This is a genomic window from Achromobacter sp. 1011811831 (genome assembly GCF_059760905.1).
Genome location: NZ_JCBANG010000005.1, coordinates 1 through 14,076, shown reverse-complemented (window position 1 = coordinate 14,076; position 14,076 = coordinate 1). Strand labels below are relative to the sequence as shown.

13 protein-coding genes are annotated in these 14,076 nt (G+C 67.9%); 3 read left to right on the top strand and 10 right to left on the bottom strand.

Annotated elements, in window-relative coordinates:
* Positions 1 to 121 precede the first annotated feature (121 nt).
* The 10 genes from aspS to AC6LJ9_RS03275 form a co-directional block, all read right to left on the bottom strand.
* Positions 122 to 1,906, bottom strand: coding sequence for an aspartate--tRNA ligase (gene aspS, locus AC6LJ9_RS03320; protein WP_392410468.1), 1,785 nt, complete (start codon positions 1,904 to 1,906; stop codon positions 122 to 124).
* A 41-nt stretch (positions 1,907 to 1,947) separates the two neighbouring features.
* The gene (locus tag AC6LJ9_RS03315; protein ID WP_212312706.1) at positions 1,948 to 2,595 is read right to left on the bottom strand and encodes a DUF502 domain-containing protein; all 648 of its coding nucleotides are present in this window, start codon (positions 2,593 to 2,595) and stop codon (positions 1,948 to 1,950) included.
* A gap of 15 nt (positions 2,596 to 2,610) precedes the next feature.
* A complete protein-coding gene (locus AC6LJ9_RS03310; RefSeq protein WP_498146405.1) occupies positions 2,611 to 2,910 on the bottom strand; it encodes an FmdB family zinc ribbon protein in 300 nt (99 codons plus the stop codon).
* Between the two features lie 338 nt (positions 2,911 to 3,248).
* Positions 3,249 to 4,532 carry a putative Na+/H+ antiporter gene (locus tag AC6LJ9_RS03305; protein WP_498146404.1) on the bottom strand — a complete coding sequence of 428 codons (1,284 nt, stop codon included), beginning with the start codon at positions 4,530 to 4,532 and terminating at the stop codon, positions 3,249 to 3,251.
* A 229-nt stretch (positions 4,533 to 4,761) separates the two neighbouring features.
* Positions 4,762 to 5,658, bottom strand: coding sequence for a DUF6999 family protein (locus tag AC6LJ9_RS03300; protein WP_212312711.1), 897 nt, complete (start codon positions 5,656 to 5,658; stop codon positions 4,762 to 4,764).
* Positions 5,655 to 7,586, bottom strand: coding sequence for a 3-oxoacyl-[acyl-carrier-protein] synthase III C-terminal domain-containing protein (locus tag AC6LJ9_RS03295; RefSeq protein WP_498146403.1), 1,932 nt, complete (start codon positions 7,584 to 7,586; stop codon positions 5,655 to 5,657). Before AC6LJ9_RS03295 ends, AC6LJ9_RS03300 begins: the two co-directional genes overlap by 4 nt.
* A 28-nt stretch (positions 7,587 to 7,614) precedes the next feature.
* A complete protein-coding gene (locus tag AC6LJ9_RS03290; RefSeq protein WP_498146402.1) occupies positions 7,615 to 8,523 on the bottom strand; it encodes a fatty acid desaturase in 909 nt (302 codons plus the stop codon).
* A complete protein-coding gene (locus AC6LJ9_RS03285) occupies positions 8,507 to 9,283 on the bottom strand; it encodes a sterol desaturase family protein (RefSeq protein WP_212312713.1) in 777 nt (258 codons plus the stop codon). The genes AC6LJ9_RS03290 and AC6LJ9_RS03285 overlap by 17 nt, the downstream gene beginning before the upstream one ends.
* 144 nt (positions 9,284 to 9,427) lie before the next feature.
* Complete coding sequence (gene dapA, locus AC6LJ9_RS03280; protein WP_498146401.1) at positions 9,428 to 10,321, bottom strand: 4-hydroxy-tetrahydrodipicolinate synthase; 894 nt, start codon at positions 10,319 to 10,321, stop codon at positions 9,428 to 9,430.
* 336 nt (positions 10,322 to 10,657) lie between these two features.
* Positions 10,658 to 11,143 carry a free L-methionine (R)-S-oxide reductase MsrC gene (locus tag AC6LJ9_RS03275; RefSeq protein WP_212312715.1) on the bottom strand — a complete coding sequence of 162 codons (486 nt, stop codon included), beginning with the start codon at positions 11,141 to 11,143 and terminating at the stop codon, positions 10,658 to 10,660.
* Between the two features lie 158 nt (positions 11,144 to 11,301).
* Here AC6LJ9_RS03275 and AC6LJ9_RS03270 point away from each other — a divergent pair, with 158 nt between their 5' ends.
* The 3 genes from AC6LJ9_RS03270 (at position 11,302) to AC6LJ9_RS03260 (ending at position 14,034) form a co-directional block, all read left to right on the top strand.
* Positions 11,302 to 12,501 (top strand): aminotransferase-like domain-containing protein, encoded by a 1,200-nt coding sequence (locus AC6LJ9_RS03270; protein WP_212312716.1) that lies wholly within the window; start codon positions 11,302 to 11,304, stop codon positions 12,499 to 12,501.
* Positions 12,502 to 12,599: 98 nt separating this feature from the next.
* A complete protein-coding gene (gene ubiA / locus AC6LJ9_RS03265; RefSeq protein WP_498146400.1) occupies positions 12,600 to 13,526 on the top strand; it encodes a 4-hydroxybenzoate octaprenyltransferase in 927 nt (308 codons plus the stop codon).
* A 109-nt stretch (positions 13,527 to 13,635) separates the two neighbouring features.
* A complete protein-coding gene (locus AC6LJ9_RS03260) occupies positions 13,636 to 14,034 on the top strand; it encodes a DUF1090 domain-containing protein (RefSeq protein ID WP_498146399.1) in 399 nt (132 codons plus the stop codon).
* The last annotated feature ends 42 nt before the right edge of the window (positions 14,035 to 14,076 follow it).

Genomic DNA, 14,076 nt, shown 5'->3' with positions numbered 1-14,076 from the left:
TACGAGGCGCTATCCCCGCAAGCCACCAGTGCCCCACAAGCAAGGCCACGCGGATCCGGCTCTGCCGGTCCGCAGTGGCGCCCCCTTGAGGGGGAAGCGCCGAAGGCGCTTCGGGGGTGGGCTATTTCTCTACATTGCGCAGGCGGATGTGCAGCTCGCGCAGCTGCTTCTCGTCGACCTCCGACGGCGCCTGCGTCAGCAGACACTGCGCGCGCTGGGTCTTCGGGAAGGCGATCACGTCGCGGATCGACTCGGCGCCGGTCATCATGGTGACGATGCGGTCCAGGCCGAAGGCGATGCCGCCATGGGGCGGCGCGCCGTACTGCAGCGCGTCCAGCAGGAAGCCGAACTTCTCGCGGGCTTCCTCGGCGCCGATCTTCAGCGCGCGGAACACCTTGCTCTGCACTTCCTCGCGGTGGATACGGACCGAGCCGCCGCCGATTTCCCAGCCGTTCAGCACCATGTCGTAGGCCTTGGCGAAGGCCTTGCTCGGATCGGATTCGAGGAAGTCCTCGTGGCCGTCCTTGGGGCTGGTGAAGGGATGGTGGGCGGCGGTGTAGCGGCCGTCTTCCTCGTCGTATTCGAACATCGGGAAGTCGACCACCCACAGCGGCTTCCAGCCGGCGATCGCCAGGCCGGTCTTCTTGCCGAATTCGCTGTGGCCGATCTTCACGCGCAGCGCGCCGATGGCGTCGTTCACGACCTTCTCGCGGTCCGCGCCGAAGAAGATGATGTCGCCATCCTGGGCGCCGGTGCGCTTGATCAGCTCGGCCAGCGCGGCGTCATGCAGGTTCTTGACGATGGGCGATTGCAGGCCGTCGCGGCCCTTGGCCACTTCGTTGACCTTGATGTAGGCCAGGCCCTTGGCGCCGTAGATGCCGACGAACTGCGTGTAGGCGTCGATCTCGCTGCGCGACATCTCGGCCCCGCCCGGCACGCGCAGGGCGACCACGCGGCTGCCCGGCGCCGTGGCGGCGGCGGCGAAGACCTTGAAGTCCACGTCGCGCATGACGTCGGTCATGTCGGTGAATTCCAGGTTCACGCGCAGGTCCGGCTTGTCCGAGCCGTAGCGGCGCATGGCTTCGGTCCAGGTCATGATCGGGAACGGCGACGGCAGGTCCACGTCCTGCACCACCTTGAACACGTGGCGGATCATGTTCTCGAAGATCTCGCGGATCTCGAGTTCGCTCAGGAACGAGGTTTCGCAATCGATCTGGGTGAATTCCGGCTGACGGTCGGCGCGCAGGTCTTCGTCGCGGAAGCACTTGGTGATCTGGTAGTAGCGGTCGAAGCCCGACACCATCAGCATCTGCTTGAACAGCTGCGGCGACTGCGGCAGCGCGAAGAAGTGGCCGGCGTTCACGCGCGAGGGCACCAGGTAGTCGCGCGCGCCTTCGGGCGTGCTCTTGGTCAGCATCGGGGTTTCGATGTCGATGAAGCCCAGCTGGTCCAGGAACTTGCGCACTTCGATCGACACGCGGTAGCGCAGCATCAGGTTGCGCTGCATCTGCGGGCGGCGCAGGTCCAGCACGCGGTGCGTCAGGCGGGTGGTCTCGGACAGGTTGTCGTCATCGAGCTGGAACGGCGGCGTGACCGACGCGTTCAGGATCTCGACTTCCTTGCACAGCACTTCGATCTCGCCCGAGGCCAGTTCGGCGTTGGCCGTGCCGGCCGGACGCTCGCGCACCAGGCCGGTGACGCGGATGCAGAATTCGTTGCGCAGGCGCTCGGCGGTGGCGAAGGCGGCGTTGTCCGGATCGAACACGATCTGGGCCAGGCCCGCGCGGTCGCGCAGGTCGATGAAGATGACCCCGCCGTGGTCGCGGCGGCGGTTCACCCAGCCGAACAGGGTGACGGTCTGGCCGAGATGGTCACGGCAAACCTGGCCGGTATAGCAGGTACGCATGCGGGATGACTCCGTTGTGTGCTTGGTAATAGCGTAAAGGGTTACGAATCGGCGTGGGGCGCCGGTACGGGCGGGGCGGGCCGGTCGGCGGCGGGCATCGCCGCGGCCGGGGCGACCACGCCCATGGAAACGATGTACTTCAGGGCCGCGTCCACGCTCATCTGCAGGTCGATCGCCTCGGTGCGCGGCACCATGAGGAAAAAGCCCGAGGTCGGGTTGGGCGTGGTCGGCACATAGACGCTGATGTGCTCGCCGGGCAGCTGTTCCGCCACCTCGCCGCCGGGCGTGCCGGTGACGAAGGCGATGGTCCAGGCGCCGGCGCGCGGATACTGCACCAGCACGGCGCGGCGAAACGCCTGGCCGTTGGGCGCCAGCACCGTGTCGCTGACCTGCTTGACCGAGTTATAGATGGAGCGCACCAGCGGGATGCGGCCCAGCAGGGATTCCCACTGGTCCACCATCGTGCGGCCGATCAGGTTGGCGGCGAAAATGCCCGTCAGCAGCACCACCGCCACGACCAGGACGAAGCGGAAGCCAGGGATGTCGACGCCGAACAGCGATTCGGACGACAGGAAGCCGGGCACGAACCCTTCCAGGGTGGCGACCAGCAGACCCAGCACCCACACCGTGATGACCAGGGGAACCCAGATCAGCAGGCCGGTGATGAAGTACTTCTTGATGACGCGCATTCGCATCGCGTGGCTCTAGGAAGCCGCGGTCCCGGTGGCGGCGGGCGCGGCCGGAGCCGCGGGCGTGGCCGGCGCGGCCGCGGGAGCGGCGCTCTCGGACGAGGCCGGCGAGGACGCGCCGCCGCCGTTGCCGTTGCCGCGGAAATCCGTGACATACCAGCCGGAGCCCTTGAGCTGGAAGCCAGCCGCGGTCACCTGCTTGGAAAAGGCGCTCTGGCCGCACTCGGGGCAAACCGTGAGCGGCGCATCGGAGATCTTCTGCAGCACATCCTTGGCATGGCCGCAGGCGCTGCACTTATAAGCGTAAATGGGCATTTCGTGCTCCCGGGCGCGAGCCCGGCGTATCAAGAGACCGTTCCAAAAGCCCGTTCGCCAAATCACGGCGGGCGGACGGCCTGGCGGTCTGGCCATGGCCTGGCCACGGACGCGGCGGCGGATGCCGCGCTGAAGGCAAGGCCAAAAAAATACGGGAAAGTCTTGAATTTTAGCGGTTTTTCATGAACAACCGGAGACGACCCGGGCGGCGGGTCCCCCGGGGCGCCACGCCCGGCCCTGCCCTGGACGCCCCACGCCGCTTTCCGCGAGCCGCCGGACGGCTTTCCGGACAGTTCCCAGGCCGGCCAGGGCCGGTCCCGCGCCTCCCGCCGGACCGCCTAGACCGGCAGCAGGAACATCAGCGCCGCCACCAGCGTCGGCCCCAGGGCCGACAGGAACAGCCGGCCGGACGAGATGCTGCCGTCCGGGAAATGGTTCTTCAGGATGGCGAAGCCGGCCGGATTCGGCGCATTGGCGATCACGGTCAGGCCGCCGCCGGTGACGGCGCCCGCCACCAGCATGTAACGCCAGGCCTCGCCGGTGCCCTCGACCAGCGATCCCAGGTAGGTCAGGGCCGCATTGTCCGTGATGGCGGTCAGCGCGGTCGCGCCCCAGAACAGCACGAAGGGCTGCAAGCCGCCCAGCAGGTCCTGCAGCCACCATTTCTGCAGGCCGCCCAGCACCACCAGCCCGGCCAGGAAGAAGCCGACCATCAGCCCTTCCTTGATCATCAGGCGGCTCTGGTGGCGCTTGTACGCTTCCGTGAAGCCGATGAACATCATCAACAAGCCCAGGAAGATCGCGGGATGGTGCGCGGTGAGTACCACGGCGACCAGGAACACCAGGTGCACCAGCATGACCACGGCCGGCACCGGCGGACGCCGGTCCGCGCCTTCCGGTGCGTCGACGCCGCCGCCGGTGCCCACGCTGTGTCCCAGCAGCGCCTTGCGGCAGATCAGCGTCAGCAGCGCCGCGTTCAGGCACACCGCCACGGCGGCGCGCCAGCCGAAGTGCTGCAGCATGAAGCCGGAATCCCAGCCGAAGGTGGTCGCCACCATCAGCACGGGCGGCGCGGCGTAGGACGTGAGCACGCCGCCGATGGAGACGTTGACGAACAGCACGCCCAGCGTCAGGTACTTGAAGCCGGCCCGGCCGCTGGTGCGGAAATAGGCGTCGCGCAGCAGGATGGCGGCCAGCGTCATGGCGGCCGGCTCGGTGATGAAGGAGCCGCCCAGCGGCACCAGCGACATGATCACGAAGAACGTGGCCAGCTCGCGGCGCAGCGGCAGCACGCGCGCCGTCAGCCGCACCAGCTGTCCCACCAGTTCCAGGATCGGACGGCTGGCCGCCACCACCATGATGACGAACACGAACAGCGGCTCGGTGAAGTTGCGCGTGTCCATGTACTCGATGGCCGCGGGCGGCCCGGACAGCGCCGCCATGGCGACGATGAGCGCGAAGGCCCACACGCCGAACACCGCCTCGACCTCGGCGAACAGGTGCCAGAAGCCCGCGTGCGGCCCGCCCTTGTGCGCCAGCCGCGCGAAGAACGGCACCGAGAACGTATGAAGGACCGCCACCGCGAACAACAGGGTGGCGATGACTTCGATGGGCTGGGGCATGGCTGGGCTTCCGTGATCAGGGGCAATGACTGCGCCCTGCCCGCCTGAAGGCACGCAGGGCAAGGGCCGCAATATAACGTAGGCCCCCGTCCCCGCGACACCGGGTCAATACTAAGAGCACGGCCGCGGCGCGGCCGCGCGCGCCTGCCGGCCATGCGCGCTGCCATCACCCGCCTGGGCACGGCAGGCGCTCCGGCCGGACATGACGTCCGACCGGCGCAGCCGTCGCTCAGGCGATCGGCGCGGGCGGATCGCCGCCGTCCTGCGCCGCCTTCATCTCCATCAGCAGGCTGTGCAGCATCTCGGTGGACAGGCCGTGCAGCACCAGCCGATAGCCGGCCCGCAGCGTCGACATCGGCACCAGCGGATGGCTGTTGTTGACCAGGATCAGGTGCTGCGGCGCGCCCAGCAGCTTGGCCGCGTAGATGCCGATGGTCTCGTCCAGCTGCAGCGAATTGGCCGCGCGCCAGAAGTCGTTGTCAGTGAGCATGAGCTGGTACAGCGGCGTGAACAGCTCGATGGCGCTTTGCAGGTCCAGGAAGTTCAGCCGCGCCTGCGGCATGTCGTCCAGCAGCAGCCCGGGATCGCGGATCATGGAGAAGTCGACCCGCTCGGGCGCGTGCATCTCCACGCCCGCCTCGCGCAGCGCGGTGTTGAGCCGGATGACGAAGTTGAACAGGTTCAGGTCGTGCTTGACGAACAGTTCGTCCTTCAGGTCGTCGATATCGCGCGGCTCCAGCGGCGTGGTGCTGACCGGCACCGGCGAATTGGCGGCGATGAAGGCCAGGATCTGCGCGCCCAGGTGGAAGTGCCGCAGGATCAGCCAGTTGGCCTCGGGCGAGACGAAGCGCTTCAGGCCCCAGGCCAGGATGCGATGCAGCAGCTTCGAGTGCGACCAGCGCCGCGGCACGAAGGTCTTGACCACCTGTATCAGCACGATGAAGGCGCGCGCCAGCGGCCGCAGGAAGGGCAGCAGGTATTGGCGCGAGCTGCTGCTCGAATCCGTCAGCCAGGCTTTCTTGACCTTGTCCGGCAGGGGCGTGCTGCGGTCCAGGTACAGGGCCAGCCAGGGGCTGGGATCCAGCGGATCGTGCGCCTTGGCCAGGAACTCGGGTTCTTGCTTCATTGCGCCTCGTCCTCCATCACGTGATGGAACTGCATCAGGTAGAGCGCGGCGGTGCGGCGCGCGGTGTCCACGATGCGCCGCTCCGCGCGGCCGTCCTCGTCGCAGTCCAGCGCCAGCTCCACCGCCGCCAGCCAGCGCGCCAGATGGTGCTCGTCGTTCTGGCCATGGTATTCCAGGAAACGGAAGGCGTCCGGCGGCAGCGGCAGGCTGGCCTTGAGCAGCGGCAGCAGGGCCGGCACGATGCGCTGGCCGGTACCCTCGATGATGTAGATCGCGCCGAGCAGGCCGATGGGGTCGCGCGTGGCGGCCAGGCTGTGCAGGTAGGCGTTGAGCGCCTCGCCGCCGGGATTGCGGCGCAGCGCGTCGATGTCGTCCACCGGGCCGCCGGCGTTGCGGTAGTCCTGGAACAGGATCTTGAAGTCGTTCTGTTCCTCGCCCGCGTGCACGTCGATCAGCGCCGCCAGCGGCTGGTAGGCCTCGCTCAGCGAGGCCGCGCCCTCGCGCATCCACTTGCTGCCCTCGCGCACCTGCGGGATCCAGCTTTCCATCCAGGTCAGGTAGTCGGCGGTCTGGAAACGGCGCTCGCGCAGGCGCCGCACCACCGGCGTGCGCCAGACGCGCGAACGGTAGTCATGCCAGATCGAGGCCAGCTCGGTCAGCAGCTGGCCCAGGCCCTGCGGCGCGCTGTCGGGATCGTGCGGCGGCGCGATGGCATCGGCATCGGCGCTATGCGCGTCGTGCGCTTGCGCGGCCGCCGGGCTCGTGGACGCGACGGCCCGCGCGGGCTGTTCATGCACGGCCTCGGCCTCGAACAGCATGTACGCGGTCATGAAGCGGCCCGACTCGGGGATGTAGCACAGCAGCTGTTCGCCCGGCTTGATCTCGCGCGTTTCCAGGAACTCGGCCAGCATGATGAGGATGGACGCCGCGCCGGTGTTGCCGCGCCACGCCAGGTTGCTGAACCAGCGCTCGCGCGGAATGGCCAGGCCGGCCTTATCCAGCAGGTCGGCCACCACCGGGATGAATTTCTCGGACGAGTAATGGCACAGGAAGTGATCGATCTGGTCCGGATCCACCCAGCCGTCGCGCACCAGCTTGGCGTATTCATGGATGCCGATGTCGAACAGGTGCGGCAGCAGCCGGATGTCCTGGCGCAGCGACAGCGCGCCGTCGGCCTCGGCATCGGTCCAGGACGGGTAGTCCAGGTGCCCGCGCTGGCGGTCGGCCGACAGGCCCAGCTGCATGCAGACCGGATAGTCGCCCGAGAACGAGCGCTGGTGCACCCACTTGAGCCGCAGGCGCACGCCGCGCGAAATGCCCGGCAGCGCGCGGCCGGAATTGCCCAGCAGCAGCGCGCCGGCGCCGTCGGACAGCATCCAGCGCAGGAAGTGCGCATCGAAGTCGGCGTCATAGTCGCGCGCCGCGAAGCGCGAGCGCTTGAACAGGCGCGAGGGCAGCTCGCTGGCCACGGCCAGGGCGCTGGCGTGCCCGCCCATTTCCACGCCCTGCGCGGCCGCCTGGATGGCCGACACGCCGGCGGCGCAGATGCCGTGCACCGACAGGGTTTCCATCGGATGCGCGGCCATCTCGCCCTGGATCATGTTGGCGAAGCCCGGCATCAGCGCGTCGCCGCCTGACGAGCCGCTGGCCAGCATCGACACGTCGGCCAGCTCGGATTCGTTGCGCCGCAGGCAGTCGCGGATGGCGTTGGCGGCGAGCTGCGCATTGCTGAACACGGTCTCGCCTTCCGGCCCGATGGCGTAATGGCGCTGCTTGATGCCGTTCTCGGCCAGGATGCGCTGCTTGATGCGCCCCGAGATGCGGTTCAGCGGCGCGATGTAGCGGTCCATGTCGTCATTGGACACGGGCTCGCCCGGCATGAAATAGCCGGCGCTCTCCAGGTAGACACGATGAAACGCGATGGGCATGACGACCTCTGGTGATGTGCGTGGCGGCCTAGCGGATGTGCTCGGCCGCCATGCGGGAACGGGTACGGAAGCGCGAGCAGAACGCGCCCAGCACGAAAACGCGGAACATGTAGGGGACCAGGCCGCCTTCGTTCAGCGCGGCGGGCACCTGGTCGCGGTAACGGCCGTAGTGCAGCTCGGTCAGCTCGGCCCAGTGCGCGCGCGAATGCTCGTGATGCGCGGTGTGCAGGCCGATGTTGAACAGCAGCGGATTGAGCAGCCCCTCGAAATTGCGCGCATAGCTCAGCGCCGCGCCGCGTCCGGGACCGCCATCGGCGTGGGCGTGCTGCAGGTAATTGGTGGCCAGCAGCCAGTGCAGGCCGTGCAGCTGCGGCACGATCACGAACACCAGCGCCTTGGCCGGGTTCAGCGCCAGCAGCCCCGCCCACAGGCCCAGCCAGGCGCCGTACTGCGCCATGCAGTAGCGCCAGGCGCCGGGCCAGTGCCGGCGCAGCCGGCCCAGCCAGGTGAAGAACAGCGGATACAGCACCCAGACCGCCTGCGCCGGATGGATCAGGTAGCCCCACAGATGGTTGGTGTCGCCGCCGAAACGATAGGTGCGCGCCTTGTCGTCCGGACCGTGCTTGTAGCGATGGTGGTTGGCCACGTGCGCCGGATAGAACACGAAGGTGGGGTGTCCCTGCAGCAACGTGATCCAGAAGTCGGTGGCGCGGTTGGCCCAGCGCCCGCGCCACATGCGCAGGTGCGTGTGGTTGTGGTGGATCACGCCGATGCCCAGCGTGAGGAACAGCATCAGCGCATACAGCGGCCACCAGAAGCCGTAGATCCATTGCCAGGCCGCCAGCGCCGGCAGCGCGGCCAGATAGGCCAGGCTCTGCCAGTCGCGCCGGTTGCGCAGCGTGGGCAACGCAAAGCGCCGGCTACGCGCGTCCGCCAAGCGACTCTCGCTTCTGGTGAGCCTGCAGTTGGGCGGCGGCCGCGTCGGCCTTCAGCCGGGTGCGGAACAGCCGGTCCATGAAGGTGAACTGGAAACCGTAATTGCCGTTGTAGCAGGCATGATGCAGGTGGTGCCGGCGGCTGGCGGCGAACCAGTGCGCATAGGACACCTTGGGGAAGAAATCGTAGTTGGCGTGGCCGATGCAGTTGAAGAACAGGCTGAACAGCGGCACCGAGGCCAGCGACCAGAAGCTGAAGTCGTGCAGCATCATGGGCAGCATGATCACGTTGCCCAGCATCAGCGCCTCGATCGGATGGAAGCTGTAGGTCGAGAACGGCGTGGTCACCACCGAGCGGTGATGCGGCAGGTGAAAGCGCCGCAACGGCCGGGTATGCAGCAGGCGGTGGTTGACCCAGAAGTGCACGTCGTTCCAGGCCAGCAGGAACAGGATCTCCAGCGTGATCTTCTGCCAGCTGGCGTCCGGATCCAGATGCGCCCAGCCCAGCTGCAGCAGCCCCCAGGGAAAGACCATGCCGGTGCCGAACAACAGCACCGACACGCCGGACTGCGCCAGCTCGCGGCGCAGCTGGCCCGGCGCCAGCGGACGCGGATCCAGCGGGCGCCCGATGCCGAGCGCGGGCAGGATGTGATGCGTCAGCAGCCAGGTGGCCGCGCCGAACAGCAGGTAGATACCGCCGAAAAACAGCAGCCCCGCCAGCATGACCTGCCAGACGGACAAGGCTTGAAAAGCTTGGGCCATGGAATTTTTATTTCACCCGGAGAATGGCCGCATCATAAGCAATCCGTCAGCATCCGGGGGAGGCATGTATTACCAAATGAATCCGAAGCGGACAAAGCCTGCCGGACGCCCCATCCGCGCGGCCGGCAGGCGCCCGCGCCGCGCTCAACGCGGCGGAAACGCACGGTCCAGCTCGGCCACCGCCGCCTGCAGGCGGTCCGCCAGCACGGCGCTGGCCGCCGGCATGGGCGCGCGCAGCTCGTCGGTCAGCAGGCCCTGCCGCGCCAGCTGCGCCTTGACGGGCCCGGGATTGGGCTCGGCGAAGGCCAGCTGGATCATCGGCGCCAGCGCCAGGAACAGGGCGCGGGCCTGGTCCAGCCGCTGTTCGCGCACGGCGCGGTACAGCGCCACGAACAGGTCTGGCCGGATGTGCGCGGCGGCCGCGATGATGCCGGAGCCGCCCAGGCACAAGGTCGACAGCGTCTGCAAATCCTCGCCTGCCATCACTTGCAGCCGGCCGTCGGCGATCAGCGCCACGGTCTTTTCCAGCGAGCCGCCACAGTCCTTGATGGCCGCGATGTTCGGGTGCGCCGCCAGCTCCAACAGCGTGGCCGTGTCCAGCGTGGCGCCGGTGCGGTAGGGAATGTCGTACAGCGCCAGCGGGAAGCGCGAGGCGTCGGCCAGGCAGCGGAAATAGGCGGACGCGCCGGCCTGTCCGGGCCGCACGTAGTACGGCGCGGGCGCCAGGATGCCCGCCAGCGGCCGCGTGCCGAAGGCCGACAGGCGGCGCAGCACATGACCCTGGTGGTTGCCGGCCAGGCCCATCATCACGGGCAGGCCGTCGGCGACGTTCAGCACCGCGTCCAGCACGGCCAGCTGCTCGGCGTCATCCAGCGCCGCGGCCTCGCCGGTGCTGCCGCACACGACCAGGCCGTCAACGCCGGCCGCGGCGTAGTAACGCACCAGCCGGCGCAGCGCGCCGCCATCGACGGCGCCGCCCGAGAACGGCGTGACCAGGGGAATCCAGATGCCCTGGAACGGGGATGTTTGAGTCGGCATGAGAGAACACTCCTTCGGTATGGACCGTGGTTGGACCGTACAGAAGTGCTCGGGAATGCGCTGGGAGGTCGCGGGCGGCGCCATGCGCCGCCGGGAAGGCCGCTGTTCCGTCGCCCATCTGACGGAACAGCATGCTCCGGTCAGATGAGCGGCTGTTTTTTGGATTTCAGGCCGGCAGCAGCCAGCGCCACGCACAGGGCGCGGAACGGGGCAGCGGATTGAATGGCCTGGATCATCATGAATCGGAAAGCGCCGCGCGGCATGCGCGGATGCGGAAATCTACCGGGCGGCAGGCAGGCTGTCAACGGCGCCGGCCGCCCCCTGCGCAACGGACGCTCAGCGCAGGCTGGCCAGGAAGATCGCGCACAGCGCTTCCATGCCAGCCTGGTCGTCGGCGTCGAAACGGTCGGGCACCGGGCTGTCCACGTCCCACACGCCGATCAGCTCGCCATCACGAACCAGCGGCACCACGATCTCGGAACGCGAGGCCGCGTCGCAGGCGATGTGGCCGGGAAACGCGTGCACGTCCGCCACGCGCTGCGTGCGTCGCTGGCTGGCGGCCGCGCCGCACACGCCGCGATTCAGCGGAATGCGCACGCAGGCCGGCTTGCCCTGGAACGGGCCCAGCACCAGCTCGGTGCCGTCGTAGAGATAGAAGCCCGCCCAGTTCAGCTGCGGCAAGGCCTGGTAGACCAGCGCGCTCAGATTGGCGGCGTTGGCGATGCGGTCGTGTTCGCCTTCCAGCAGCGCGCGGGCCTGCGCGGCCAGCTCGGCGTACAGGGCGGGCTTGGAATCGGCGGAAATCGGGGCGGCTTCAAACATATGAGTAAATGTAACTGTACAGGCGCTTATCGATGCAAGTGATTTTAGGGCCCGCCAGCATAAAAGGGGCCGGCCCGCGCGCCTGTGTGACAATAGATTTTCGCCGGCGCCCGTGCCGGCGTCCCTTTCCCAACCCTTCTTGGTCAAGAAGCCCATCCATGGACAAGCCTTTCGAACCTGCGTTTTCCTTCTCGGAACGCGCCCAGCAGCTCACCAGTTCCGCCATCCGCGAGATCCTCAAGGTCACCGAGCGGCCCGAAGTCATTTCGTTCGCCGGCGGCCTGCCTGCGCCCGGCGGCTTCCCGGTAGAAGTGGTACGCGCTGCATTCGACAAGGTCCTGTCCACCAACGGCCGCGCCGCGCTGCAGTACGGCCCGACCGAAGGCTACGCGCCGCTGCGCAAGTGGGTCGCCGAAGACCTGACCCGCGCCGGCGCCGACGTGTCGCCCGACCAGGTCCTGATCGTGTCCGGCTCGCAGCAGGCGCTGGACCTGCTGGGCAAGGTGCTGATCGACAAGGACAGCAAGATCCTGGTCGAAGACCCCAGCTACCTGGGCGCGCTGCAATCGTTCAGCCTGTACCAGCCCAAGTACGTGCCGGTGCCCACCGATGACGGCGGCCTGATCCCCGAGGCCATCACCCCCGAGCTGGCCAGCGGCGCGCGCTTCCTCTATGCGCTGCCCAACTTCCAGAACCCCACCGGCCGCACGCTCAGCCTGGAACGCCGCATCGCGCTGGTCAAGCGCGCCGCCGAGCTGAACCTGACCATCATCGAAGACGATCCCTACGGCGAACTGCGCTACGCGGGCGAACCGCAGCCGGGCCTCTTGACGCTGGCCGCCGAATACGGCGCCAACGTCGTCCGCCTGGGCACGTTCTCGAAGGTGCTGGCCCCCGGCCTGCGCCTGGGCTTCATCGCCGCCGCGCGCCCCATCATCAACAAGCTGGTGCAAGCCAAGCAGGCAACCGACCTGCACACGCCCACGCTGACGCAGATGGCCGTGTATGAGATCGTCAAGGACGGCTTCCTGGAAGAGCACCTGCCCAACGTGCGCGAGATCTACCGCGCGCAGGGCAGCTGCATGCTGGACGCCATCCAGAAGGAATTCCCGGCCAGCGTGAGCTGGACCAAGCCGGAAGGCGGCATGTTCATCTGGGTCACGCTGCCCGAGCACATGGACAGCGCCAAACTGCTGGAGAAGGCCATCGCCCAGAACGTGGCCTTCGTGCCGGGCGCGCCGTTCTACAGCGGCGGCGGCCGTGCCAACACCCTGCGCCTGAGCTTCGCCACGGTGCCGGAAGACAAGATCCGCACGGGCATCGCCATCCTCGGCAAGCTTCTGAAAGAGGCTGTGTAAGGTAAGCCCACCTGCGGTATCGAAGTCACGGCCGGGCAGGATGCCCGGCCGTTGTTGTTTTATGCTGTCGGTTTTCCCCCTTCCTCAAGCCCGTGACAGTGAGCGCCTCGCCCCAATCCCCCGTCGACCTCAGCGACATCGTCTTCACCGACTGGGTCGAACGCTGGCTGCCCAAGTCCTGGCGTCCCTATGCCCGCCTGTGCCGGCTGGACCGGCCCATCGGCACCTGGCTGACGCTGCTGCCCTGTATCGCCGCGCTGGTCCAGGCCGCGGGCGGGCTGCCTGACCTGCAACGGCTGATCGTGTTCTCGCTGGGCGCGCTGCTGATGCGCGGCATCGGCTGCACGGTCAACGACATGTGCGACCGCGACTTCGACAAGCACGTCGAGCGCACGCGCTTTCGCCCCCTGACCAGCGGGCAGCTGAGCATGCGCCAGGCGGTGGCGTTCCTGATCGGCCAGCTGCTGGTCTGCGGCTCGCTGCTGTTCTTCCTGAACGACATGAGCCGCTGGCTGGCGGTGGCCGTGCTGCCCTTCGTCTTCGTCTATCCGCTGTGCAAGCGCGTGACCTATTGGCCGCAGGTGGTGCTGGGCATCTGCTTCAACTGGGGCATGCTGATGGCCTGGTCCGACACGCAGAACCACGTGCCGCTGGCCGCCGTGGCGATGTGGCTGGGCGCGGTGCTGTGGCAGGTCGGCTACGACAGCATCTACGCCTATGTGGACGTGCGCGACGACCGCAGCCTGGGCCTGCATTCCACCGCCATGCGTTTCGGCGACCAGGGCAAGCTGTGGATCGGCGGCTTCTACCTGGCCACCGTCGTGCTGTGGGCCTGGGGAGGCTACGCCATCGGCATGTCCTGGGCTTACTACGTAGGCATCGCCGCCGTGGCCCTGCACCTGGCCTGGCAGCTCAAGGTCTTCGACATCCAGCACCCTGCCCGCAACTTCCGCCTGTTCCGCGCCAACCTGTGGCTGGGCGCGCTGTTGATCGCGGCCGCGCTGGCGGGCACCTTGATCCGCTGAGCAATCAGCCATCGTCTGAAATCGCGGCCGGCTTTGCGCCGGGCACATTGCCCGGCGCCTCGCGCCGCGCGATGATGAAAGCTCCTTCGATCATCCAGGAGTTTTCCGTATGCGTGCCCTGTTCCCTACGCTCATGACGGCCGCCGCCTTTGCCCTGCTGGCCACGAGTTCCGCCCAGGCAGCCGACTGCTCGGCCGCGCGCGGCTGCGCCGCCAAGTTCTGCCAGATCGAAAACGACATCGCGCAGGCCCAGGCGCACGGCAACAGCCGCCAGGAAGCCGGCCTGCGCCGCGCGCTGGCCGAAGCCAAGGCGCACTGCACCGATAGCCGCCTGCAGAACCAGCGCGAAGCCGACGTGCGCGAGAAACAGAACAAGGTCGCCGAACGCGAAGGCGAACTCAAGCAGGCTCGCGCCAAGGGCAAGCAGGAAAAGATCGACAAGGCTCAGCGCAAGCTGGACGAGGCGCGCGCCGAGTACGACGCCGCGCTGGCCGACCTGAACCGCTGAACCCGACTGCGCGCAGCGCTTGGCGCCGACCGGTATTGCCGG

What these genes read in the sequence shown, in the direction of transcription:
- AC6LJ9_RS03305 (WP_498146404.1), bottom strand. Translation starts at nt 4,532, where the DNA reads ATGCCCCAGCCCATCGAAGTCATCGCCACCCTGTTGTTCGCGGTGGCG.
- AC6LJ9_RS03310 (WP_498146405.1), bottom strand. Translation starts at nt 2,910, where the DNA reads ATGCCCATTTACGCTTATAAGTGCAGCGCCTGCGGCCATGCCAAGGAT.
- AC6LJ9_RS03285 (WP_212312713.1), bottom strand. Translation starts at nt 9,283, where the DNA reads ATGGCCCAAGCTTTTCAAGCCTTGTCCGTCTGGCAGGTCATGCTGGCG.
- AC6LJ9_RS03315 (WP_212312706.1), bottom strand. Translation starts at nt 2,595, where the DNA reads ATGCGCGTCATCAAGAAGTACTTCATCACCGGCCTGCTGATCTGGGTT.
- AC6LJ9_RS03260 (WP_498146399.1), top strand. Translation starts at nt 13,636, where the DNA reads ATGCGTGCCCTGTTCCCTACGCTCATGACGGCCGCCGCCTTTGCCCTG.
- dapA (WP_498146401.1), bottom strand. Translation starts at nt 10,321, where the DNA reads ATGCCGACTCAAACATCCCCGTTCCAGGGCATCTGGATTCCCCTGGTC.
- AC6LJ9_RS03300 (WP_212312711.1), bottom strand. Translation starts at nt 5,658, where the DNA reads ATGAAGCAAGAACCCGAGTTCCTGGCCAAGGCGCACGATCCGCTGGAT.
- AC6LJ9_RS03275 (WP_212312715.1), bottom strand. Translation starts at nt 11,143, where the DNA reads ATGTTTGAAGCCGCCCCGATTTCCGCCGATTCCAAGCCCGCCCTGTAC.
- AC6LJ9_RS03295 (WP_498146403.1), bottom strand. Translation starts at nt 7,586, where the DNA reads ATGCCCATCGCGTTTCATCGTGTCTACCTGGAGAGCGCCGGCTATTTC.
- AC6LJ9_RS03270 (WP_212312716.1), top strand. Translation starts at nt 11,302, where the DNA reads ATGGACAAGCCTTTCGAACCTGCGTTTTCCTTCTCGGAACGCGCCCAG.
- aspS (WP_392410468.1), bottom strand. Translation starts at nt 1,906, where the DNA reads ATGCGTACCTGCTATACCGGCCAGGTTTGCCGTGACCATCTCGGCCAG.